General features: G+C 57.4%; 20 protein-coding genes and 5 pseudogenes. 18 read left to right on the top strand and 7 right to left on the bottom strand.

The genetic code is table 11. The features are described from left to right. Nucleotides 1–228: 228 nt before the first annotated feature. Nucleotides 229–616 (top strand): annotated as a pseudogene (locus DV707_RS16820) (IS6 family transposase); the annotation flags it as partial. Here the strand turns inward: DV707_RS16820 and DV707_RS16815 are convergent. Continuing rightward, on the bottom strand, nucleotides 613–1,935 hold the full coding sequence (locus tag DV707_RS16815) for an aminomethyltransferase family protein (protein WP_103992577.1): 1,323 nt from the start codon (nucleotides 1,933–1,935) through the stop codon (nucleotides 613–615). The pseudogene DV707_RS16820 and the gene DV707_RS16815 overlap by 4 nt on opposite strands. 367 nt (nucleotides 1,936–2,302) lie before the next feature. On the opposite strand from DV707_RS16815, the pseudogene DV707_RS16810 reads away from it, so the two are divergent. Next, nucleotides 2,303–2,939, top strand: a pseudogene (locus DV707_RS16810) (IS6 family transposase). 58 nt (nucleotides 2,940–2,997) lie between these two features. After that, nucleotides 2,998–4,689, top strand: coding sequence for an acyl-CoA synthetase (locus tag DV707_RS16805; protein WP_103992578.1), 1,692 nt, complete (start codon nucleotides 2,998–3,000; stop codon nucleotides 4,687–4,689). Between the two features lie 153 nt (nucleotides 4,690–4,842). Here DV707_RS16805 and DV707_RS16800 read toward each other — a convergent pair. Beyond that, a pseudogene (locus tag DV707_RS16800) lies at nucleotides 4,843–5,477 on the bottom strand (IS6 family transposase). A gap of 819 nt (nucleotides 5,478–6,296) precedes the next feature. Then, nucleotides 6,297–6,713: a thioesterase family protein gene (locus DV707_RS16795; protein WP_103992579.1), complete on the bottom strand. Its 417-nt coding sequence runs from the start codon at nucleotides 6,711–6,713 to the stop codon at nucleotides 6,297–6,299. Nucleotides 6,714–6,822: 109 nt separating this feature from the next. Between DV707_RS16795 and DV707_RS16790 the strand changes: the two are divergent. The 3 genes and pseudogenes from DV707_RS16790 to DV707_RS16780 all read left to right on the top strand — a co-directional run bounded on the left by DV707_RS16790 (nucleotide 6,823) and on the right by DV707_RS16780 (nucleotide 9,384). Beyond that, nucleotides 6,823–7,456 (top strand): annotated as a pseudogene (locus DV707_RS16790) (IS6 family transposase). Nucleotides 7,457–7,511: 55 nt separating this feature from the next. Further along, nucleotides 7,512–8,009, top strand: a complete 498-nt coding sequence (locus tag DV707_RS16785) for an Lrp/AsnC family transcriptional regulator (RefSeq protein ID WP_103992580.1) — start codon at nucleotides 7,512–7,514, stop codon at nucleotides 8,007–8,009. Nucleotides 8,010–8,749: 740 nt separating this feature from the next. Continuing rightward, nucleotides 8,750–9,384, top strand: a pseudogene (locus tag DV707_RS16780) (IS6 family transposase). A gap of 34 nt (nucleotides 9,385–9,418) precedes the next feature. Here the strand turns inward: DV707_RS16780 and DV707_RS16775 are convergent. Continuing rightward, entirely contained in the window at nucleotides 9,419–10,375 is a 957-nt protein-coding gene (locus DV707_RS16775) for a glycoside hydrolase family 88 protein (protein ID WP_235010825.1), read from the bottom strand. Between the two features lie 953 nt (nucleotides 10,376–11,328). Between DV707_RS16775 and DV707_RS16770 the strand changes: the two genes are divergently transcribed. Next, entirely contained in the window at nucleotides 11,329–11,700 is a 372-nt protein-coding gene (locus DV707_RS16770) for an MFS transporter (RefSeq protein ID WP_103992582.1), read from the top strand. 115 nt (nucleotides 11,701–11,815) lie between these two features. Here the strand turns inward: DV707_RS16770 and DV707_RS16765 are convergent, their stop codons facing one another. Beyond that, the gene (locus DV707_RS16765; protein ID WP_103992583.1) at nucleotides 11,816–12,727 is read right to left on the bottom strand and encodes an NAD(P)-dependent oxidoreductase; all 912 of its coding nucleotides are present in this window, start codon (nucleotides 12,725–12,727) and stop codon (nucleotides 11,816–11,818) included. 897 nt (nucleotides 12,728–13,624) lie between these two features. Between DV707_RS16765 and DV707_RS16760 the strand changes: the two genes are divergently transcribed. Then, nucleotides 13,625–14,155 carry an MFS transporter gene (locus DV707_RS16760; RefSeq protein ID WP_136361921.1) on the top strand — a complete coding sequence of 177 codons (531 nt, stop codon included), beginning with the start codon at nucleotides 13,625–13,627 and terminating at the stop codon, nucleotides 14,153–14,155. A gap of 7 nt (nucleotides 14,156–14,162) precedes the next feature. Next, a complete protein-coding gene (locus tag DV707_RS16755; RefSeq protein ID WP_136361920.1) occupies nucleotides 14,163–14,687 on the top strand; it encodes an MFS transporter in 525 nt (174 codons plus the stop codon). A 65-nt stretch (nucleotides 14,688–14,752) separates the two neighbouring features. Here DV707_RS16755 and DV707_RS16750 read toward each other — a convergent pair whose 3' ends face one another. Beyond that, on the bottom strand, nucleotides 14,753–15,601 hold the full coding sequence (locus DV707_RS16750; protein WP_136361919.1) for a DMT family transporter: 849 nt from the start codon (nucleotides 15,599–15,601) through the stop codon (nucleotides 14,753–14,755). Nucleotides 15,602–15,756: 155 nt separating this feature from the next. On the opposite strand from DV707_RS16750, the gene DV707_RS16745 reads away from it, so the two are divergent. The 9 genes from DV707_RS16745 to DV707_RS16705 all read left to right on the top strand — a co-directional run bounded on the left by DV707_RS16745 (nucleotide 15,757) and on the right by DV707_RS16705 (nucleotide 23,295). Continuing rightward, nucleotides 15,757–16,851, top strand: a complete 1,095-nt coding sequence (locus DV707_RS16745) for a zinc-binding dehydrogenase (protein WP_103992587.1) — start codon at nucleotides 15,757–15,759, stop codon at nucleotides 16,849–16,851. 142 nt (nucleotides 16,852–16,993) lie between these two features. Continuing rightward, entirely contained in the window at nucleotides 16,994–18,130 is a 1,137-nt protein-coding gene (gene dgoD / locus DV707_RS16740; protein WP_103992588.1) for a galactonate dehydratase, read from the top strand. A gap of 2 nt (nucleotides 18,131–18,132) precedes the next feature. After that, nucleotides 18,133–18,600: a MaoC family dehydratase gene (locus tag DV707_RS16735; protein ID WP_103992589.1), complete on the top strand. Its 468-nt coding sequence runs from the start codon at nucleotides 18,133–18,135 to the stop codon at nucleotides 18,598–18,600. Between the two features lie 45 nt (nucleotides 18,601–18,645). Continuing rightward, the gene (locus tag DV707_RS16730) at nucleotides 18,646–19,077 is read left to right on the top strand and encodes a MaoC/PaaZ C-terminal domain-containing protein (protein WP_103992590.1); all 432 of its coding nucleotides are present in this window, start codon (nucleotides 18,646–18,648) and stop codon (nucleotides 19,075–19,077) included. Between the two features lie 223 nt (nucleotides 19,078–19,300). Then, nucleotides 19,301–19,576 carry an RraA family protein gene (locus DV707_RS16725; protein WP_136361918.1) on the top strand — a complete coding sequence of 92 codons (276 nt, stop codon included), beginning with the start codon at nucleotides 19,301–19,303 and terminating at the stop codon, nucleotides 19,574–19,576. A gap of 77 nt (nucleotides 19,577–19,653) precedes the next feature. Beyond that, on the top strand, nucleotides 19,654–20,517 hold the full coding sequence (locus DV707_RS16720; protein WP_160113952.1) for a type I 3-dehydroquinate dehydratase: 864 nt from the start codon (nucleotides 19,654–19,656) through the stop codon (nucleotides 20,515–20,517). Between the two features lie 59 nt (nucleotides 20,518–20,576). Then, nucleotides 20,577–21,350, top strand: coding sequence for an SDR family NAD(P)-dependent oxidoreductase (locus tag DV707_RS16715; protein WP_103992593.1), 774 nt, complete (start codon nucleotides 20,577–20,579; stop codon nucleotides 21,348–21,350). Between the two features lie 43 nt (nucleotides 21,351–21,393). Next, nucleotides 21,394–22,284, top strand: a complete 891-nt coding sequence (locus DV707_RS16710) for a type I 3-dehydroquinate dehydratase (protein ID WP_240728570.1) — start codon at nucleotides 21,394–21,396, stop codon at nucleotides 22,282–22,284. Between the two features lie 45 nt (nucleotides 22,285–22,329). Then, nucleotides 22,330–23,295 carry a C-terminal binding protein gene (locus DV707_RS16705; RefSeq protein ID WP_160113953.1) on the top strand — a complete coding sequence of 322 codons (966 nt, stop codon included), beginning with the start codon at nucleotides 22,330–22,332 and terminating at the stop codon, nucleotides 23,293–23,295. Here the strand turns inward: DV707_RS16705 and DV707_RS16700 are convergent, their stop codons facing one another. Further along, entirely contained in the window at nucleotides 23,296–24,210 is a 915-nt protein-coding gene (locus DV707_RS16700) for an NAD-dependent epimerase/dehydratase family protein (RefSeq protein ID WP_103992595.1), read from the bottom strand. Nucleotides 24,211–24,225: the final 15 nt, after the last annotated feature.

Here is a 24,225-nt window from a genome sequence, read left to right as displayed (position 1 = left end):
CAAGTCACAACTACAAAAATAGTTCGGATCAAATTCGGAAATCCAAATTAGATCGGAATATAGAGCTATTTTTAAATTTTCGCGAAGATCAGCTAAAGAGTGTCAAGGTTAATGTGCAGTAAAGTTACGGTAAGCTTCGAGATGTGCCTAAATCGCGATACGACGAGAGGCAGGATGTAGAGTTACAGTAATTTTACTGTTAATCAGAGCGCTAAGGTTGACACCCCCGATGAAACCGTGATTCGAATTAATGACGAGCGATTCTGGCAGTACGCTGCGGCTGATCCTGACACGAACGATGTCCTCCATCCACGTTTGTTTTCGACAACAACGACCGCAGTAACCGAGATATTCCTGCGCGAACTTCGCCAGAAATACGATGTCGAATCTGCCGTGTTTCTAGTCGATGGCGCTCAACACCTGCAAACTGCGCTGACTAGAGCTGGACTTCGATTTCAAACTGAACAGACTGGAAATCGGAACGCCATCCAACGCATTTTTCCGCGAATTCAAACGAAGAATCTCTTCGTTCTCAAACTGTTTCAGCCACGTTGAATCGCAAACCGCCGAAAATTGGCTCCAAGCATTTGCTGCCTGGCTCAATACTCCTGACTAAACACTACCGTCTGTGAACTCGGCACGTCGATCTTTATCTTCATAGGGAGCAGGTGCAACGGTAGCTGAGACCTCTTTTTGGGTGTGGCGCTCGATCATCGGGTTGCTTGGATTATCTCCTTCCCCCCAGAGAACTGTGACTTCAGTACCTGGATCGCTATATTCAACATCGATAGTCGTCAGTGATAGCATCTGCTGGAAAGGATACATATATCCTGGAGTCGTTGAGACGCCAATTAATTTGCCGTCCTTGCGAACTTCATCTGCGCGGACGCCAACACGCTGTTTGGTCGGGAATTCTTGGAATTTGTAGGTATCGCCCTGTCGGAAGAATGACCCGTAGATATCAGCGACATCCTCCCGATCCCACTCTAGAGTCACTAACTTACGGACAGGATTTTCAATTTCTCTTTCGAGAGCATCTCGGCCGGGATAGTCTCCGTCAAGATCGGCGTAGTGTCCCCATCCGAACTCAACGGGACTGCGATACCAGTCCGTAATATCATCGCTCTGGAAACTGCCGTCGGTAGAGAATGCCGAAGGAACTGAATCAGTATACAACGCTGGGATGTAATCGAGATTTCCTTGTGGAAGGCCAGATTCGATACGGGTGGTATACCAAGTCCGAGTTCCGACTTCTCGGAGACCGTATTCTTTGCCTGCATCAACGATGGAAGCTCGAACTTCATCTGCAGCGTCACCGGGAATTAATAGCTCAAATCCGGGGACACCTGCGAGGCTATGCCGGATTGCGATGACATCGTGATCAGCAATCTCAATATGTGACAGATTCATAAATGGGATATCTAGAACATCTTCGGTAGCAATAGATGCCATCACGTCAGGGGCGTTAGGGCCGATAACCTCGTAGACGTGATCTTTGACCACCTCAGTGGAGACATCGTAGTCGCCTACATCAGCACAGTGAATGAGATACGGAGCTGGAAATCCTTGGATGGCAAGATGCTCTTCATCAATATATTCGACAACTCCCTCAGAAATGATCTTCCCATTATGATTGCACTGGACAGCGTGTTTGCACTCTCCGACATCGAACCCATCGAAATTGTTAATGGAAGTATCATCAAACAATTTAATTGCGTCAGAACCTTTTACGTGGAGATTGAGCATATATGTCATATCACCTAGCGCAACTGTTTCACGCCAGGACCGTTGCTCTTCAATCCAGTTCGTGTACTCGCGGGTAAGTTCTTGCCCCCACGTAACCTCTTTGCCACCCCATAGCGGTTCTTCACCTTCCCGAAGGACTTCTTCCGGATCGATATCGGACTCGTCTACCTCAATGAAATTGGCTGTCATAGTTTGCCGTAGTAACTAAGCCCGAGAGGAAGAATTTAAAATTTTCTATTTTTTAATTATGTTTATAGAGAGATATTAATTGACATCTGGATCTCAATATATGACCTCTAGTCGTATTCTATGGAGTGGAACAGAAAGGGTGTCAACCGTAGCGTACAGTAAATTTACAGTAATCTGCTCTATTGAATCCGGAGACGGGGGCAGGCTAGCGTCGCGCTGAATGTGAAAGCGAAGCGGAAAGAGTAAATGTGCCTAACACACTTTCCGCTTCGTTAACAAGTGGCGTCGCTCGCCCAAAAGCGCTGTGCCGCCAGGGCACTGTTCAGATAAGGATGAAGGGTGAGGCGGTGCGATTTGCTAGTGATCTATGCCAGAAATCGACCGCCTCAAACAAAGTAGCAGGTGCTTCGAATTAGAGTTTGTGGAGCGGGAGGGGGACACCGAAGTGGGCGATGAAGCTGGGTATTCGACTCCATTTAGCGGGACTGTCGCTGTCGAATACCGTCGCAGAACTCGCACGGTTCGGTGTCGATCGATGTCGCTCCACCGGTCACAATTGGGTGCGGAAGGCCGGCCTACAGCCCATTGAAGGCAAAAGCCCGGATCTCGTTGCGGTTGACGAAACCGTGATCCAGATCGATGACCAACGGTCCTGGCTGTACGCTGCGGTCGATCCCGACAGGAACGAATTTCTCCACGTCAAGCTTGGAACAGCACAAAATCTTGGCCTTTCCGAGATTTTCCTCGGTGAGTTACGCGAGAAACACGATGTCGAAGACGCTGTGATTCTCGTCGATGGCGCTCAGTGACTCCAAGAAGCCTGCCACCGCCACGGGTTCCGATTCCAACACGTCTCCCACGGGAATCGGAATGCCGTCGAGCGCGTCTTCAAAGAACTCAAACGCCGAACTGAGGCGTTTGCAAATCACATCAGGCACGCTGATCCGGACACAGCGGAAACGTGGTTCCAAGCATTCGCCGTCTGCTTCAATCAGCTAATCTGAACAATGTCCCCCCCTTGGGAGCGTAACTATTATTTAAAATGAATCATAACTACTTGTTATGCAGTCAACCTACGAGTGGCTGGAGCCTTACAATGAGTTACATCAAACAGACTGGGACTCCTATTCCCACCTGCAGGAATCCTTTGATTGGGAAATCCCAGAAGTCTTCAACGCCGCCCATTACCTATGTGATCGGTGGGGAGACGATGATGAGCGGATCGCAGTCTTGTATGAAGATCATACATCGGGAAGAGAAGGAGAACTAACGTATCTAGAGCTCAAACAGATCACGAACCAGCTCGCTAATTACCTTGAAGACCAGGGCGTAAAGCCTGGCGATCGAATAGCAATAAACACACCCCAGAAAATAGAGACGCTTATTTCTCACCTTGCGATCTGGAAAATAGGAGCTATTTCAGTACCACTAAGTGTACTCTATGGTCCAGAAGCGCTAGACTACAGATTGTCCGATAGTTCCGCGTCAGTATGTATCGTCGACGAGTCCAATATCGACAATCATCGAGACATTGTTCGAGAAAATCATACCATTGAACAGACACTGGTCGTTGGGGATGCCGATCTAAACAGTACTGAATCGAATTTCTGGAGTGCCATCGATGGGTACTCGGACGAATACGAACTGGTCAAAACTGATGTTATGGATACGATGACGATATTGTATAGCAGTGGGACGACAGGTCCCCCGAAAGGAATCGTCCAACCACATCGTTGTGTCATCGGCCATCTTCCTTCCGTTATTACGTCATATTACGACTGCACGATCAACTCGGATGACGTTATCTGGACGCCCTCGGAATGGGCTTGGGGGGCATCTATCTCTGCGATGTTCGCCGCGCTGTTTTTTGGGCAGTCGATTGTTGCTTATGAAAACGGAAAAGGGTTCGACGCTAACGAGGCATTTTCCGTCATTGAGCAGTACGATGTCACGATATCCTATTTCGTCCCAAGCGCCTTGCGAATGATGATGCAAATTGAATCACCTCGGGAACAATACGACATAAGTTCAGTCAGAGTGATCCCAAGCGGTGGCGAATCGCTTGGTGCGTCCGTGCGGACCTGGGCCGATAGCATATTCGATGCTCGAATTTATGAACTGTATGGCCTCTCGGAAACATTCAATTTCATAATTGGCGATGTTCCGTTAATAGAACCAACACCAGGCTGGATGGGGTTTTCACTTCCCGGTCACGAGATTGCGCTGCTTGATCCAGATACACACGAAGTTCTAGAGGGCGAGGCAGAAGGCGAAATTGCCCTTGCTGATGACGATCCAACGCTATTCACAGAGTACCTAAATAAACCAGAAAAGACTGATAACGCGTTCAGTAACGGTTGGTTCCTAACTGGCGACATCGGACGGCGAAACGCGGAGGGTCGATATCAGTTCCTCGGACGAAAGGACGACCTGATCATTAGTGCCGGCTATCGTATCGGTCCTGAAGAAATTGAAGATACCCTCCTCAAATATGATGTAGTAGCTGATGCAGGGGTTATCGGCGTTCCTGACGAAGAACGTGGAGAAATACCGAAAGCGTTTGTAGTCTTAAAAGAATGTGCCGATCCTGGCACTAGCCTCAAATCAGACATCAAATCATATGTCAAGGAAACACTTGCTGCATACGAATATCCTCGCGAAATTGAGTTCATAGATAAGCTGCCCCGGACCACATCAGACAAGGTTCGTAGAAGGACGCTAAGTGAGTGGGAGGAGGACAATGACCGGTCGTGAACTTTAGGAAGAAGTATTTTCAGATCTCTCCAAACTAAACACGGCCTTTTTGTCAAGTAGAGGATGTAAGAATAACGCAGGACCTGCGGTCTAATTTTTGTTGACTACGCGGCTTTCTTAAAAGGACACTTGGGATTGTACTTCAGGCACTATTCAGATTAGCTGATTGAAACAGACGGCGAATGCTTGGAGCCACGTTTCTGCTGTGTTCGGTCGAGCGTGTCTGAAGTGGTTGGCGAAGGCTTCAGTTCGGCGTCTGAGCTCTTTGAAGACGCGTTCAACGGCATTCCGATTCCCGTGGGAGAGATGTTGGAATCGGAGCGAGTGGCATAGTAGGCCGCCTGAAGCCAGGGTGCGCCATCGACCAAAAAGATCGCGCCGTCGACGAGATGTTTCTCGCGGAGTACTGTGAGGACCATCTCGGTCAGCGCCTGGGTTCTGGTCGGGAACAGGCGCACGTGTAGCAGGCGATCCGTGTCGGGATCAACCGCAGCAAACAGCCAGTACTGTTGTTCATTCACGCGAATTACGGTCTCATCACCCACGACGTAATTCGGATCGTAACCCTCTGTGGGCTGTAGATCAGCCTTGCGAATCCAGTTGTGAACGGTAGAGCGACACCGTTCGACACCCAAGCCAGCGAGGACTGAGACGGTATCCGCCAGCGATAATCCCGCCAAATGCAGTTGGATACCCAGCCTCATCGCCTGCTCGGGTGTCGCCTCGCGTTTTACAAACGCTAATTCCGGAAAGTCGCTACATCCGATGAGGCGGTTGGGTTCTTGCATAGACACCAACGAACTACGACCGCCTCACTTTTCGATCTTATCTGAACAGTGCCCTTCACCCAAACCAGTTAATCTGGGAACTGCTCTCTCTTGGGTAGATTAGGGTCACAAATATGTAATGGATATGATTGATATCTACAAGTTCTGAGTATGTGTACCAAAATTTGGATCTAATCCAAATTCTAGGGTATAAGATATAATAATTACAGTATAAAACAGAAATAACGGTTTTTCATCTATAGAGTTGATTCAGTTCCAGGATTACAATAGTAGTATTGTAAGATTATGTCCGAATTGGTAGTTTAGATTATCCATTTGAGCGGAGCGTCACAAAGTTGATCTCACTTGCAATCTTTTAGGACAAGCATTTGTCTGAGGCGTTCGAGACGCTGTTGTTACAGCTGCGAGACCTCGAAAAACTTCCGTAGAAGGTTGTTGCAGTTGGAAGGTCTTCAGATCAAAAGTAGAAGTACTCAATTTAACCAACAACAATTAAGATGACGAGCAATCCACTAGGCTGCCTGAAGAAAATCTACAAACACGATGCGGCCTACTGGTCATAAAATAGATTTGACGAAACTATTATCCAGAAATCTGAAGATGGAATCCGTGGGATCGGTCACTCCTACCTTACCTTGAAGACGATACTATCTGGATCCAGTCATCGTCTACAGATTCCCTGCTTACCCTTCACTTTGGGAGAAGACGAAGTTGACAAGGGAACTACGCTGGCGGTTAGATCAGTCTCAATATGCTCGGAAAGCGTATCGGCGTGGCTTTTAGTATGAGGATGCTGAGAAGTCTGGTCCGGGCTAGATGCTATAGTTTATCATCAGAGATACTATCGACAAACTGCTCTCGATCAACAATATACCTCTTGTGCGTACCTTGGCCAATTCGTTCGACCTCATCTTTGGCATCTACGTCGATCGTGAGTTGTCGTCCCTCAACATCGGTTATTTCGACATCGATTGTAATGGTGGTCCCAGAGGGCGTCGGTGCTTCGTGACTCAGGTCAAAGTGTGTTCCAACTGTCTGCTCTTCAGGCCAGTCTAGATAAGGTTCCAGCATTTCGATGCATGCCCACTCAACTAGTGCCACATAATAACCTGATGCAAGAACATCCGGCATCTCCTGAAAGTAATCAGATTCTGGGAAGATCTCGGGAATCATTTTCGACTCTGGTACTGTGTATGTGAAAGTGTGTTCTATTCCGGGCTTGATGTCGTTAGTCATAATTTCTTCAGCTAAATATACAAGAGCCAAGACGTAAATATTTGGGTGGGATTGGCGGTCGTGTTTAGTTACGGATGAAGAGTGAGGCGGTGTGATTTCTTGGTGGTCTATGCCAGAAATCAGCCGCCTCAGTGGATGCACGGACTGGATTGATTTGGATTTTGTGGAGCGACAGCGGACACCCGAGCGTGCGATGAAACTCGGTATTCAACTGCAGTTAGGGCTGTCGCTGTCGAATACCGTCTCTATCCTCGAAGAGGTGGGTGTCGATCGATCTCGTAAAGCCATCCACGATTGGGTCCAGAAGGCCGATTTACAGCCCACAGAGGGTCGAAGCCCGAATTATGTTGCCGTAGACGGAACTGTGATTCGAATCAACGATCAGCAATTCCGGCTGTACGCTGCCGCCGATCCCGACACAAACAATTTGCTGCATCTCCGATTATTTTCGACGACAACGACCGCAGTAACCAAAATGTTTCTACGAGAACTTCGTCAGAAACAGGATGTCGAATCTGCTGTATTTTTCGTCGATGGCGCTCAACACCTCCAAACTGCGCTGACCAGAACTTCGCTCCGATTTCAAACTGAACGGACTGGAAATCGGAATTGCCATCGAGCAAATCTTCCGAGAACTCAAACACCTCACTTTTTCGATCTCACGCTGTTTCAGCCACGTACAGACTGAAATAGCTGAAAGGTGGCTCCAAGCATTCGCTATCTGGTTCAATGCTCCAAACTAAACACTGCCCCATAGGAAGTACCGAGTTTTTTTACCTAGTGAGAGGAATATTATGTATGGACGATCGTGACCTCAAAATTCTGTTATCGATCGAACGGCTAGGAACAAAAAACATCGAAAAGATCTCGGAAGACACCCAAATCCCATCGTCCACAATTCATTATCGACTAAACCGGATGGAAGAAAATGGTGTAATTAACGATGATACATTTTCCGTTGAACTCGACAAGCTGGGGTTATCAATAACTGTCATTACGGATGTTATGGCCGATTTTTCTGAGGGATATCAGGAGACTATCGGAGAAAAATTATCTAACATTGAGGGAGTAAACCAGGTATATTTTATAATGGGTGAGATAGATTTCGTGGTGATTTCGCATCTTCCTAATAGGGATTCGATTGAACAGCTTGTGAATGATTTCCAGGATATAGAGGGAATTAATCGAACAAATTCAAAATTTGTAGTTACACGGTACAAGATTGGAGGGAACCCAGTAGGGGATTATACCTTCAACACCTTAATGGAAAAGGGAGAATTCGAATCAAATAATTAGTAGCAGACAACTATTCATTATATAAGATATTATTTAGATAATCACCCGATCAATGCTCACCAATTATTATCGACGAAATGAAACTGACGTTGAAAATCCTGGAGGTCTATGTCGAGGGTGTCAAAGGTAGATGATGGCATTGTGGAAGGCTGCGAAAGCTTTGGCCCAGCGGTCGACTGATTGCCAGGAGCTATAGTGGGCGGAACCGATTGTAGAAAAGCCAGGTTCGGTATTTCAGCAGGCTGAACCACGCTTCGACGCGAGACCGTTCCCTCCCACGTTTCTCTATATACTCACAGAGACAGAGCCCATCAAGCGGCCAATGGGACCACGGGCTGCGATTCACGAGTACAACAAGATCGCCACGACAGCGCTTCAGCACTTGCTTGATGAAAAGCAACGCATCGAGGTCAAATCGACTGGGCGAGATTTCGATGTGGATGATCTCAAACGTCCCACATCGAGTGCTACCCAGACATAGACCTCGGTCTCTTCGACGTGCAGCTTCGTTTCAGCGATTGGAACCGTCGAGTGGTGACCGGGATCCGGATCGAACAAGTGCGCCAGTTTGTGATACCACTGGCGCACGGCCTCATACGACCGTCCGATCACCCTCTCGACGCGCCGATACGACAAGCCGGCGTGATACAAGAATGCTGCTTCAACGCGCTGCTCTGTCGGCGTATCGGCACTGTTCAGATAAGACCGAAAAGTGAGGCGGCCATAGTTTCTTGGTGCCTATGCCAGAAACACGCCGCCTCACAGAATGTAGCGACTTTCCGGAGGTAGAGTTTGTGGAGCGAGAGGCGACACCCGAGTCGGCGATGAAGGTGGGTATCCAACTACATTTGGCCGGCCTCTCGCTATTGGATACCGTCTCTGTCCTCGATGGGTTGGGTGTCGAGCGCTGTCAATCCACCGCACACAACTGGTTGCAGAAGGCCGATCTACAGCCATCTGAGGGTTGTAATCCGAATTACGTCGTGGGTGATGAAACCGTACTTCACATAAATGATCAGCGCTACTGGCTGTTTGCCACGGTCGATCCCGACACGAACCGACTGCTACACGTGCGTCTGTTCCCGACCAGCACCCAAGCGCTGGCCGAGATATCCCTCACGGAACTCCGTGAGAAACATCTCGTTAACGACGCGTCTTTCTGGTCGATGGTGCACCCTGGCTGCAGGCGACCTGCCATCGCCACTCGCTCCGATTCCAACACCTTACCCACGAGAATTGCAACGCCGTCGGACGTGTATTCAAAGAGCTGAAACGCCGAACCGAAGCCTTCGCGAACCACTTCAGAAACGTTGATCCCAACACAGCAGAAACGTGGTTTCAAGCATTCGCCGTCTGCTTCAATCAGCTAATCTGAACAATGCCCCGAGGAGTTCGTTGAGTAAACCGGTTCAGCGCTGCTGGTCTGCGGCCATCAGGAACCAGCCGTTCCCGTAGGATGTGACTCCAAGCGGGGCGTCCGGACCGCCCGGCGGCACCGCGACGCGGCGAACCTTCCCGTCCTTGTCGACGACGTTTTTGCAAACTTCGAAGGCCCGCTCTGCGGCCTCGGCGTACTCATCGTCAAGGAGGCCTACCTTGCTCCCGCGGGCGAAGGCGTAGGAGTACTGGAGTGTCGCTGAAGTCTCGAGGGACGACTCGCGGTAGTCGAGAATGTGGTGCCAGTAGCCGTTGCCCTCCTGACGTTCGAGGAGCGCCTCGGCCAAACCGTGGAAGACCCCCGCGACCGTTTCGTAGCCATCGTGGTCGTCGGGCATCAGCAGTAAGGTGTCGAGGATTCCGGCGAGCGCCCACCCGTTGCCACGGGCCCAGAGAGAACTCTCGGGATACGTATTAGGCGTCTCGCGCCATTCATGGCGGAACAGGCCCGTGTGCGGGTCCTGGAGGTGGCGGACCTGAGACTCGATATGGGTAACCGCCTCGTCGTAGGCCTCCTCGTCACCGGTTAGGTCCGCGTACCTAGCGAAGAAAGGGCAGATCATATACACTGAATCGACCCACAGTCCGACCGGGCCCGTGGAGTAGGCGATACCGCCATCCTCGGTTCGCTGGGCGTCGTCGCGGAGGTACTCGTACTGACGCCGGGCGGCCTCAAGGTAGCGATCTTCACCGGTCCGGTCGTAGAACTCGAGGACGCCGTGGCCCAGCGTTGCGGGTTCACACTGGGCGCGATACGGATCCTCTCCATACATCCAAGGTTTAGGATCGTCATAGTTGAACTTCCCCTCGTCCGTCTGTGTCTCGATCGCTCGGTTAACGATACGTCGTGCTTCCTGAATATACTCCTCTCGTTCGGTCGAGAGCAGTCCGTTGAGAGCGACGCCTTTCCTCCAGTCCTCGTTCTCCATATCTCGATCTACCAAGTGGTCGGCGACTCGCGTCACGAGCGTGGACAGATTAGTGGCCATAGATATGTACCAGCCGTATCGATTCTCATCAGAAATAAAAATATTACTGAATGTGTTTGACAGTATCGGGGGTGGACGGAGAAGTCTCCTTATCAGCAGCTCTTAATATTCCAGATATGCTTGAGCGCACCTTCCACGAGGAACTTAACGCCGGAAAATGCCAGGGGGAGATGGACGACGATACGAAACTGTCCTTTCGCTGGGCGGGGAAAGTCGCGTCTTCTCTAGGTCACAGTCATCAGTCTCATCGTATGCTAGATAGCTCCGTCGAGTATTCTCCCTGTAACCGCCTCCAAAATGCAGTCGGGTATACCGGCGCCAGCGCGCTCGTCAGCGCCTACTTGCTGAAGATGGTGGTGTTTTCGATGCCAGCGGGATTGCTCCTCGGCACGGGCAGCAGGCTACGACGCCTACTGGGTTCCCGTCGCAGACCGGTTTCTCGAGGATATGCTGACGGTCCTGGTCTGGACCACGTAAATGAACGTTGTGGGGTGCGGCGTTTCCTTCCAGTCGGCAGGCAACCGGTATCGGCTTCCTCGCCACGGCCATCCCCGGCAGATTCCCTCCGTACACGTCGTCGAATCACTGCTCGAGTCCGCGCTCGGCTGGGAGGCAAGCTTCGTGGCCTACGGCGTCTCGCGGTAGCGACGAGCGCCGGGTTCTGGCTGTACACACGGGACCTCGAGATACGAGCCAGTGCGGACGCATCCTAGATCGCGAGTTGACGCGGGTGCACCGCAACCCGCTGGTCTAGGGCGTCGCCGGGATGGCATTTGTCGCCTTCTTTCTGACCCGCTTTTTCAACAACTGGTTGCCGACGTACCTCGTCGACACCCAGGGTTCAACCTCGCGTAAGGGGGCTGTTCGCAGCGGTCTTTCCAGCCATCGGCGCCGTGGCCCGCATAGTCAGCGGTAGTTTCTCCGACCGCCTCCTCAGCGGGCGCTACAATCCGAATGTTCTCGGTTTCTTACTCGTCACCACTCCCATCATCTCTTTGTTGCCGGGCATCGACCCCATCACGGTTTTGCTCGCAACTCTCGTCGTGGTCGGGTTCATCACGCAGATGAGGCTGGTCCTGCTGTTCCCGTACGTCCGCGAACTCGTCGACAGGCGCGTCACCGCGACAGCGTTCTCCGTGCTCAATCTCGTCGGGTTCGCAGGCACGTTTTCGACGCCGCTCCTCACGGGCGTCCGCATCGAAAAGGACAGGCGTGTACTGGACCGAATTGCCTATGCGGCCGGACTGGGCGTCGTCCTCGCTTAGTCGTCCCTAACCAGCCGCGAAGAAGATCGCGTCCTGGTCACGGCGGGAAGGCGGCGTACGGAAAACGGAGAGGTGAGCGGTACTCGCGAACCCTCAGCGCTTCCCCTGATGGCGGCTACTCGGTCACCCTCCCCTCCCTGCCGGCGAGCATCTCGATGACTTGGACGATGCCAGAGTAGTCATCTCGCCCCATCCCGTTTTGAACCATCGACTTGTAGAGTTCGTTCGCCACCGTGGCCTGGGGCATCGGAGCGCCGTAGGCATCGCCCGCATCCGTCGCGATGCGGAGGTCCTTGTACAGGTACTCCGCGAAGAATCCCGGGTCGAACTCGCCGCGAATCATCGACGGCGCACGGTTGTCAAGGGTCCAGCAACCGGCGGCGCCGCTGCTGATGGCCTTGACGACCGCCTCGACGTCGGCGCCCGCTTCGTTCGCGAACACGAGCGCTTCGCCGACTGCGACGGTCTGGGCGGCGGCGACTATCTGGTTACACGCCTTCGTCGTCTGACCGGTGCCGTTCGGACCGCAATGCGTGATGGTCGAGCCGAGAACCTCGAGGACGTCCATCTGTTCGTTGAGTACCTCCTCATCGCCACCGACCATAATCGATAAGGTTCCCTCGGTGGCTCCACCTTCACCGCCCGACAACGGCGCGTCGAGGGTCGAAACGCCGCGGTCATCGAGGCGATCAGCGAGTGATTCAGCCGTGGTGGGTGAGATGGTCGAGTGGTCGATAAGCGTCACACCGGCCTCAAGGCCGTCTATCAGCGGATCTGACTCGCCGGACTCACCGAAGACGATGTCCTCGACGACCGACGAGTTCGGCAGACACGTGAGGACGATATCGGCGCGACGAGCGACGCCCGTCGGCGTTCCGCCGTCGATGCCGCCGTGATCGACGAGTTCCTTGACCGATGCCGCCGATCGGTTGTGTCCGACGACCGGATAGCCCGCATCAAGGAGGTTCTTCGCCATCGGGAGGCCCATAATTCCAAGTCCGACGAATCCGATTGTTTTTGTCGGCATAAGCCCTCATCGGAGTGGAGGAATATAAAACCGAATCTCCGCTGACCAATAGCGACCGGCCGCGGAGACGAGACAGTGAAACCGTTCGGGTTCGCGGTGCCGTCTCTGATTGAGTCGTTTCGCGCCGAAGAGTCTCCATCGGTTTCCCATTCCTATCGGCGAGGGGCACACCCAGTATGATCGGTTCGAAGGACAAAACGTATACTTGATTTTTCCGGATAAACAACGGTTGTAAGCCGTTTCGTCGACGAGACTGTAGCAGTCGAGGCCGCTGGCAGGAGAATCAGAATTTCTTTTCAGCCACTCCGGAAGAGACTGTCCGGCCACGACGAGGAGACGAGCCGAGTCGGTGTTCGGGGATCGTTGTCGTTCGACAGAGTTTCGGGCCATTCCCGTTCGGATGGTGTCGGGGCTGCTCCGACCCGTTTCGACCGAAGACCGGCTGATAACAATTATACTGTCATTATATGACGACCTGTGGTAGCACCGTTATTCCGGTATCGGCGGATAGATGTTTCCCATATCGGTTGGCGCCGCTACGAGAACTCATTCGACGGTTGACGGCGTGAATAGTACGAGACAGACTCGGTTTGCGGAGTCTGGGCAGTCCGAATATAGAGCCTCGTACTGGGGTCTGACGTAGAAATCATCTGGTAGGAAACGGGAAAATATGGTCCTGAGGAGTCGACGCGCCGATTCATTGTCGAATTCGTTGCTCCGAGAGAAGCGCCCGACTGGTCGTCGGTCGTTTACGGTGATACCGAAAGGTCGGACGTGCAGTTTTCACGGACTCGTCGTTCGTCAGGGAGCCCCGGCTGGCGGACGACGTTACCGCAACAGCGGGGGCTGAACAGACGGCTATCAGAGCGGTTACTGCAAGGACGACGAGAGCGTTTCGTGGCCGGATACGGCGGCCGCCCCCTCGGAACCGTCCTTGAAACGATGACGGAGATGGCCGGTCGGCTCGTTTTTTCACCGTTCGTACCGACGCTTATCACCGACTTGGGCGTCAGCGCCTCCGCCGCGGGGTTCTCGCTCACAGTGATGTGGTCTTGGAGCGCTAACTCAGTATCACGGGGGGTGCCCTCGGAAACCCTGACCCGGAAAACCGTCCTCGTAGCGAGCCTCCTCGTACTGTTGGTCGATGGAGCCGTATTCCTGATTGCCGACGGATTGGTCACCCTGTTGCTCGCGACGGCGGTGTTCGGCCTCGGCGCTGGCCTGTGGAATCCGACGGTGTTGCTCGCCCTCTCCGATTACTTCCGTGCCCGGCGAATACAGGCCTTCGCCATCGTCACCGCCTCGGTCAACCTCGACGGGATACTGACCGCTGGACTGGCCGTCCTAGCGCTGTTCTTCGGGAACTGGCGGCTGGCCTTCGTGCCGGTAGTCGGACTCCTCTGTCTGCGTCTCGCGCTCACTCACTGAGGAACCGATGGGGGATACGGGACAAACCGGTTTCTGTCGAAATCTGTTCGACGCTGCGGCGGCTTTTCAAACGGGCTACAGTCAGGTGGATCGTCCTGAGCTACGCGCTCTTCGAAATCGGATAGCTCGGTATCACGAGTTTCTCTCGGGGTTCCTCCAGTTCGAGAAGGGATTCGCGCCCACCGTGGCCAGCTACTCGTTCTCCGGCTTCTTCCTCGTCAGGATGGTCGCTAACCCGCTCGCCGGGAGGCTTGGCGACCGCCCAGGTTATCCGACGGTCGCGACCGGAGTGGGGGTCTGTGCGAGCAGCGGCCTGCTGGCGGCGACGCTCCTCGACGCGCGACTCGGTGTCGCGGCAGCCGGCCTCACGAAGTTCTGGCCGGTGATCCACGCCTACGCGTTTGAACACCTCCGCAACGTCGACAGAGGTGATGACTTCCGCGCGATGCGAACCGTCTACGTCGGCATCGGCCTCGTGTACGTCGGCGTGGTCGCTGGTGGTTCTCCTTTCAGACGGCGTTTCTCGGCCTAGTTCTGTGTACCCACCGGGAGTGCCGTCATCATCTTCTGGAGGTGCGGGCTGAGCCGTGTAACCGGTCAGTGCTGGCGAACCGTCACGTAGATGCCGGACAACGTGAGTACGCCTCCGACTACCGTGCCGACGCCGGGAACTTCAGAGAGGAGGACGAATGCGAGCAGTGAACTTGTGATTGGAACACCCAGATACGCGATACTCACCACGCTCGAGGCCACGTACTTGAGCGACCAGTTAGACAGCGTCTGGGCGACGAAACTCGGTCCGAGACCCATAGCGAAGAACAACATCCATTCGTGGACCGGATAGCTAGTGGCGGAGACGCTCTCGCCGGTTCCGACGGCCAATAGGAAAGCGGTGGCCGTCGCGAACACGTGGACGACGGACATATACGGAGCGACGGCGATGCGCTGACGGACCGACCGGCTGATGACTAGGTACCCGGCGAAGAGGAGGCCCGCGGCCGTCGCCAAGGTGTTGCCGAGGAAGGGGTCGACACCGTTGAGCAGCGAATCCGTCGCGATCCCACCGAGCGACATAACCGCGGCGCCCGCGAAGGCAAAGCAGATCCCGAAGACGGTCCGGCGCGTTATCGTCTCGCCGAGTGCAACGTAGGCCAGGATTGCGACGAATATCGTCTGGGTCTGTGCGAGCGTCGTCGAGGCGGCCACTGTCGTCCAGACGAGGCTCTCGAACCAGAGCAAGTAGTGCAGACCCAGAACGACGCCGGAGACGGCGGCAAGCGAGAGGTCTCTCCGGTCGAAGTCGGCGAAGTGGTCACGGTAGTAAATTCCAGAGAACGTCAGGAAGCCGAGCGTCGCGAACGCCAGGCGGTAACTGACCTTGACGGGACTCGGTGCCGAACTGAACTTCACGAGGATGGCGCTCGTCCCGGCGACGAGGACGACCACAGGCAAGACTCCAAGGGCCTGCGTCCGCTCCTCACCGTCAAGTACCCGACTCTGACCGAGGCCCAGCACGTCTGGTCCGACGAATGGTTCGATAATGAAGATATCGATACCGACCCGCCGGCGGAATTAATAACTCTAGGCGCGGAAATAGACCTATGAGAGTCGATGAACGAGGAACCCTCGCATTCCTCGAAGCCCCGGAACAGGTCTCGTTGCGAGAGTACGACGTGCCCGCCCCGGAACCGGGCGCCGTCCTCACCGAAGTCGTTCGGGCCAACGTCTGTGGCTCCGAACTGCACATATGGAGCGGCGACCACCCGCTCATCCGCGACGGCGTGCTCGGCCACGAAGCGCTGTGCCGAGTCGTCGCGCTCGGCGACGGCGTGGAGACTGACTACGCCGGAACACCGATCGAAGTGGGTGACTACGTCGTCCCCGCTTACTTCGCAACGTGTGGCCACTGCGCCCAGTGCGGGGCCGGCCGGTTCAGACTCTGTGAGAACGCCTACAAGTACTGGTCACGACCGCCCGGGCGGGAACCGCACTTCCACGGCACCTTCGGGACTCACTACTACATCCACCCGGATCAGTTCTTCTACCGCGTTCCCGATGGTATCGACGAGGGCGTCGCCGCCGCGGCCAACTGCGCGCTCGCGCAGGTTCTCTGTGGCTTCGACGTGGTCGGGGTGTCGTGGGAGGACACGATCGTCGTCCAAGGCGCCGGCGGTCTCGGCCTCAACGCCGTAGCCGTCGCGAAGGAAGCGGGCGCCGACGTCGTCGTAATAGACGGCGTCGCGGGCAGACTCGACCTCGCGGCCGATTTCGGAGCTGACCACCTGATCGACCTCACCGAACTGGACACCATCGACGAGCGCGCCGAGGAGGTGCAGTCGCTGACTGACGGCTTGGGCGCGGACGTTGCTGTCGAGGTGACTGGCGTCCCCGACGCATTCACCGAGGGTATCGAGCTGCTCCGCGACGGGGGACGGTACCTAGAGATGGGCAACATCATCCCCGGGAGAGAGACGACGTTCGAACCCGGCGTAATGACGCGAAAGTCGATCACTGTCGAATCGCTTATGCGCTACGATCCGTGGTACCTCGGGAAGGCCATCGAGTTCCTCGCGCGGCGCGCCGGGGCGTACCCCTTCGAGGAGGTACTCGACGCAGAGTTCCCGCTCGAAGACGTCGAGACGGCACTAGAGTGGTCCCGCGACCGGAGCGTCGCGCGGGCGACGCTGGTTCCCTGAGCGGCATCGTCCGTTCCCTGAGCGGCATCGTCCGTTCCCTGAGCGGCATCGTCCGTTCCCTGAGCGGCATCGTCCGAATCAACGAGTACAGTGACCGAGTCGACCTGTGGCTTTATATGGAACCCACTCCACCTCTCGTTCGATGGAGATCACCAGCGTGGACAGCGTCCACCTCGGCGGCAGCGCCACCTGTGTCCGGATCCGGACCGACGCCGGCGTGGACGGATATGGGGAAGCGTCGGTCGAAACGGCGCCGGAGGCGACGCTCGATATCGTAGAACGCTTGGGTGACCGGTACCTCGTCGGTCGGGACCCAACGCCGATAGCGAAGCTCTGGCAAGAGATGGGCGACGCGCTCTGGTACCATCAAGGTCCCGTCGCCAACGGCGCGCTTACCGGGATCGAGCACGCGCTCTGGGACATCAAGGGGAAGGACCTGGGTGTCCCCGTATACGAACTGCTGGGCGGGCCAGTCCGCGAAGAGGTCCGCACGTACAAGTGGATCGGTGCGGACTCCCGGAACGACCTGCCCGACCAGGCTCGCGAGCGCGTCGACCAGGGCTTCGACGCGATCAAGTTCAGTCCGACGCCCGACGACCCGCCAGCGTATCCTCAGGTTGTCGACGAGGTGGTCGAGGTAGTCTCTGCAGTCCGGGCGGCGGTCGGGCCAAATGTCGACCTTATGCTTGACCCGGCCTCACGGTGGAAACTGCCCGAGGCCAAGCACGTTCTTGAGGAACTCGAACGGTACGACCCGCTGTTCGCGGAGGACTTCATCGCACCGGAACACGTAAAAGCGGTCGAGAAACTCGCCGACAGCACCCGGATCCCCTACGCCCTCGGCGACCGCCTGACGGGGCTCCGGGAGTTCGAACCAGTCGTCCAGCGCGACGCTGCGGCCGTCCTCCAGCCGGACATCTGTCACGTGGGCGGCCTCTCGGTGATTACGAACCTCGCCGGCATGGCCGAGCACCACGGGATGCGGATCGCACCCCACAATCCACAGGGCCCCATTGCGACGGCCGCCGCCGTCCACGTCGACCTCTCAGTCCCGAACTTCCTCATCCAGGAGGTGGCTGGCACCGACTTCTTCGGCGCCTGGGACGCCGCCGACTACCTCGATACGGCGGCCATCGAGATAGAGGACGGGTACATCCAGAAACCGTCGAAACCGGGGCTCGGCATCGAAGTCGACGACGCCCTGTTCGAAGACGACCTCGACGTGCCGAACGCACCGCTTTTCGTCGACCGCAGCGACTTCCACGTCCCGGAGTGGTAACAATGTACGAAGGACGCACCTTTCAGGACTACGAGATTGGAGAGCGGTTCGAGAGCGAGGGCCGGACGGTCACGGAAGCCGACATTCGCATGTTCGTCGGGGCGACGGGGTCGACCCATCCCGCACACGTCGACCACGAGTACTGCGCCGACCACCCGCTCGTCGACGGCGTCGTGGCCCACGGAACGCTCACGCTCGCGGTGACTGACGGCTTCCTCTCCGACGAGGTCACCACTCCCGCGGCGCTCGCCCTGAACTACGGCCACGAAAACGTCCGCTACGTCGAACCGGTCTATCCCGGCGACACGCTATCGGCTGCGATGGAGATCATCGAGACGGACCAGCGCTCGGAAGAGTGGGGGTCGCTGACGCTTGACGTCGAACTCGCGAATCAGGACGACGACGCCGTGCTGACCGAGACCCAGACCGTCATCGTCGCGACGAGTGAAAACGAATCGGTGCGAGACTGAGACAGCTGGCGTACTTTTATTTCGGTCCCCGTTGACCCATCTATTATGGTTCGCGACCGGTACTTCGAGGAAATAGCAGAGGGAGAGCACACCCAGAGCCGCGGGCGAACGATCACCGAAGCTGACCTAGTCAACTTCGCTGGCGTCTCAGGGGACTTCCATCCGCTCCACACCGACGCCGAACACGCCGCTCAGTCCTCCTTCAGCGAGCGCATCGCTCACGGCCTCCTCGTCCTGAGCGTCTCGGCGGCGCTGGCGATGGAGTACAACGAACACGCCTTTTTTTACGGCTTCGAGACCATCCGGTTCGTTAATCCGACGTTCATCGGCGACACGATCAGCGTCAAGACGGAAGTCGTCGAAACTGTAGAGAAGAGCGACGAGTACGGCCGGGTCGTGACCCACGCCGAGGCGACCAATCAGGATGGCGAGATGGTCCTCATCTACGACCTTATCGAACTCCTCGAACGCGAGTAGAAGGGTTTCAACCGTAGCGTACAGTAAATTTGCAGTAATATGAATTTTGGCCTCCCAGACCGGTCGAGCCAACGACCCACCGGCGCCCGCCGGGACGATGGTCCACCTTCTACGCGACGGCGAACCTCGTTGCGGCCGTCCTGGCTGCGCTCCATCAGCGACTCGAGTGAGCGACGGTCGCGAGCGAACCGTTTTCTCCGAGGTCCGCGACGGAACAGACGCGATGTTCGAGATACCCACGGACGCGGTCTTACTGTACGACATCGGCGGGAGTACGGCCTCGCACATCGGCGAAACCGGCGTCGAGGTGTCGCCCGGTGACGTGGCCATCGGGGATGCGAATGGCGTCGTAGTCGTTCCTCAGGACATCGCCGTCGACGTGCTGGGAGAGGCCGAGGAGATAGAAGAGGCGGAGGACGAACTCCGGGAGACAGTTCGAAGCGGCGTCGGCGTCCTCGACGCGTTCGAGCACCACGGTATGTTCAATGCGATTATGTGACTCGAATAGACCGCGCCCGGGACGACCGGGATTCGTCCACCGAGACTATTATGTCACCGCTTGCGGTGGATTCTGGTATGCGACTGACCGAAATCGAGCGACCGTTCATCGTTACCAGTTCGTCCGACCGGTCCATCCCCCAGGTCATCAAGACGATAAAACAAGCGGAGTACGACGGCGCTAGGGCCTTCGAGGTCCACCTGCCGCTGGTGGGCTTCCCCGACGCCGATGAGATAGCGCAACTGACGGAGGCGACATCCCAGCCGCTGTACGCGACCTGTCGTCGGGGCCGGTTCTACGAACTCCTGGGCGCAGAGGAGTTGTTCGACTTCACCGACGAGGAGCGCGTCGAGATGCTCGTCGAGGCCGTCGAAGCGGGCTTCGACGGCGTCGACTTCGAACTCGACACCTTCGACCCGTCACCGGGTCCCGAGTCGTTCACGACAGAAGCCATCGCTGAATACGCGACCGATCCCGAGAGCGAACCAGCCGAGATCACCGACGACCCCGGGGCCGTCGAGCGCCAGCGCGAGACCATCGATCGGATCCACGCCACCGGCGGGGAGGTCATCGTCTCCTGTCACACCTACACGCACCTGGAGCCCGCTATGGCCGTGGCTATCGGGGAACGGATCGAACACCGCGGCGCCGACTTCGCGAAGATCGTCGGGTACGACCACGACATGCGCGACCTGCTGGACACGCTTGAGGCTCAGCTCGAACTCAACGAGCGCGTCGACGTCCCGTACGCGCTGATGGCCATCGGGACCGTCTCCCGAATACAGCGCCCCATCTCGCCGATGTTCGGCGCAGCGTGGGTGTTCGGTCAGTCGGAACTGACGCCCGGCGGATTCCATTCTTGGCCGCTGGTCGACAACGCCCGCGAGGTGCTTCGGCGGGTCGACTGGCGGACCGCCTACGATCCACATCACGACAACTGAGGACTGTGACCGGGTAACGTACCACAAGCTTCTAATGGGTTACCATCCACTCAGATCATATGGCCGCAGACTACGAACACCGACCAGTGACAGTAAACGGAAAAACAGCCGTCGTCGTCGGTGGAACAAGCGGCATCGGCGAGGCCATCGCGCTCGGATTCGCCACGGAAGGCGCGGACGTCGTGGCGACGTCCCGAAGCGCAGACAAGACCGCAGCGACGACGGAGGCCATCCGCGAACTCGGCGCCAAGACGATCGAACAGACATGCGACGTGACGGATCGGGGCTCGATCACGGCGCTCCGGGACGCCGTCCTCGACGAGTTCGGTCACGTCGACGTGCTGGTCAACTCACAGGGCGTCATCTCGCGCCAGGCGGTCCTCGACATCGACGAGGAATCGTGGGACCACGTCCACGACATCCTGCTTGACGGGGTGTACCGTTCGGTCCAGACGTTCGCCCGCAAAATGGACACCGGGAGCATCATCAACATCTCGTCGCTCGCGTCGCACCTCGCCATTCCGAACGCCCCGGCGTATACCTCGGCGAAGGCAGGCGTCAACGGATTTACGCGCGCGGCGTCGAAGGAACTCGCCCCCGACATCCGTGTCAACGCCATCGAACCGGGATTCGTCATCACGGCCCTGAACGAGAACCAGTACCGGGAGGGGACCGAGAAGCGCGCGATGATCGACGAGCGGGCGCCGATGGACCGGGTCGCCGAGCGCGAGGAACTTGTCGGCGCGGCCGTCTACCTCGCCAGCGACGCCGCGTCGTACACCACGGGCGAGGTTATCGCCGTCGACGGCGGCTTCTCTGACAGCGTCTTCTGACCCGACGGAACGCTTTTGTCGCGTAGCACCGTGGATTCAGCCGATGATGACCGACCGCCCCCTATTCACCGAGCTAGAGCAGCCGTTCACGTGCGCCGCGATATACGAGCCGACGGTCGACGCGGCGACGAGCATAATGAAGGAATCGGAGTTCGCCGGCGCCGACTCGTTCATCCTGAACCTGATGGGTGACGGCACCCAGGGCCTTCGTGAGGAGTTTCTGACCGAGGACCACCTGGAGCGTCTGTTCCAGAGCACGTCGAAGCCGACGATGGCGTGTTACTACCGCTGGCACTTCGGGGGTGAGTCCGTCGACGTCACCGACGAGGAGCGCCAGGAGATACTCCGGCGGGCCGTCCGGGCGGGCGCGAAGTGCGTCGACCTCGTCGGCGACACGTTCGACCCGACACTCGGCCCCGACGTGTTCACCGAGGAAGCCAAACGGTACTCGCTCGAGAGCGAGCGCCCGCCACGCGAGGTGACGGACGACCCCGACGCTGTCGCGCGCCAAGAAGCGGAGATCGAACGCATCCACGAGCTTGGCGCGGAGGTCCAGATGTCGGCCCACACGCGCATCCATCTCGATCCCGAGCAGGCGCTGGCCGTCGCCGAGACGTTTCAGGACCGCGGGGCGGACATCGTGAAACTCGTCAGTGTCGACCGATCCTGGGAGGATATGCTGGAGACGCTCGAGGCGACGGTCCTGCTGGACCGCGAACTCGACGTCCCCTTCATTATGATGAGCCACGGCGAACACGGGGTGCTGGCGCGGTACATAGCGCCCTTCCTCGGTTCTATGCTGTGTTTCACCCAGCAGGAGTACGTTCCAGGGGGATTCTACTCGCAACCGCTGACGGAGAACGTCAACCGGGTCTTCGACGCGGTTCAGAACGTCACACCGACGCGGGATCCCGAGGAAGTGGACTGGCTCTGACCGGCGATAAGAATCTTTAGGTCGCCCGCCGCCGAGGCGAGAGACGTGAGTTACAGAGTCGTCTTCACCGACCACCCCTTCGGCGATCTGGACGTCGAACGCGAGACGCTCGCCGACCTCGACGTCACACTCGTCGACGGCGAACAGACCGACGAACCCCTGGAATCGCTCGTCGCGGGCGCCGACGCGTTGCTCGTCACGTTCGCGGAGATAGACGCGGCTGTGATCGACGAACTCGGCGAGTGTCGCGTCGTCGCCCGTGGCGGCATCGGCCTCGACAACGTCGACGTCGAGGCGGCGACGGAACGCGGAATTCCGGTCACGAACGTGCCGGATTACTGCGTCCCGGAAGTCGCGGCACACACGTTAGCGCTCCTCCTCGCGCTCGAACGCAACGTCGTCTCGTTCGACGACGGCGTGCGGCGCGGCGAGTGGGACGCCGCCGCCGGCGATGACCTCCACCGCTTGTCCACGCGAACGCTGGGACTCGTCGCGTTCGGGACCATCGGGCAGGCGGTGGCAGAACGGGCGGAAGCCTTCGACATACCCGTCGTCGCGTTCGACCCGAACGTCGACGGCGACGAGATGCGCGAGCAAGGAATCACGCCCGTCGATAGCTTCGGGGAACTACTGACAGAGGCCGACGCCGTCTCGCTCCACGCGCCGCTGACCGACGACACTCGTCACCTCGTCGACGAAGCGGCTCTCGAACAGATGGACGAAGACGCGTACCTCATCAACACCGCTCGCGGCGGACTCGTCGACGAGGATGCCCTGACCGCAGCGCTCGACGACGGCGACATCGCCGGGGCGGCGCTGGACGTCCGCGAACGAGAACCGCCGGGACCCGACGACTCCCTCCGCAAGCGAGATGACGTCGTACTCACGCCGCACGCGGCCTATCGGTCTCGCGAGAGCGTAGCGGAACTCCGGCGGCGCAACGTGGAGAACGTCCGCCGCGCGTTTTCCGGTGAACCGCTCGAAAACGTGGCCAATCCCGACGTGCTGTAGCTACGTCACCCGGTCGCCGTGGTCGCGCAGCGCGTCTTCGAGCGGCGTGAGATCGTAATCGAACTCGGCGCGGGCGCGCTCGCCGGACAGATCTGCGACGAGAGAGAGCGGGTCCGCGTCGTCGTCCCAGGTCACGTCCGCTCCGAAGAGATCCGCCACGAGTTCGGCGGCTTCTCGGACCGAAACGACGTGTCCGCCAGTGTTGTAGGCGTCGTGTGCGACGGCGTCGGCGAGCGCGAGTTCGACGAACAGGCGGGCGACGTCACGGTAGTAGACCATCCCGAGACGCTCATCCGGGCGAAGCGGGAGGTGGCCCGTCTCACCGCGCGCGGGGTCGGTGATGAACGATGAGGCCCACTTGGTCGCGCCGGACCCGCGGCCGGGGCCGAACACGAGGCTCGGGCGGACACAGACGACGTCGAGGTCGGTGTGTGCGGTGTAGTTGCGCGCCTGGTACTCGTTGAGTTGCTTGGTTGCCGCGTAGAGGTACGTCGGGAACTCCGTGAAGGCGGCGGGGATGGTGGCGTCTTCCGATACCGTACCCTCGTAGTTGCCGGGCCGGCCGTAGACGGCGCTCGAACTGGCGAAGACGACGCGTTCGATGCCCGCCTCGGCCGCGACGTTGAACACGTTGTCGACCCCGACGCAGTCGACCTGCATCGCTCGCGTCGGGTGGCGTTCCATCTCCGCCGCGAGCATGTACGCGAGGTGGACGATACGGTCCGGGTCGGCCGCTTCGACGGCGGCAGCCACCGCCTCGCGGTCCGTGATGTCGGCCTCGACGGCCTCAACCCCGTCGACGTCCGGGATGGCGCCCGCGTCGCGGTCGAGACAGACCACCGACTCGCCGCGGTCGACCAGTTGCCGGACGACCGGCGAACCGATGAACCCGCCGCCGACGACGAGGACGGTCACTGCGGACCACCCCGG

The organism is Halobellus limi, assembly GCF_004799685.1.
Classification (GTDB): Archaea; Halobacteriota; Halobacteria; order Halobacteriales; family Haloferacaceae; genus Haloquadratum; species Haloquadratum limi.
The sequence above is the reverse complement of the archived record's forward strand: the minus strand, read 5'-3'. Positions and strand labels throughout refer to the sequence as shown.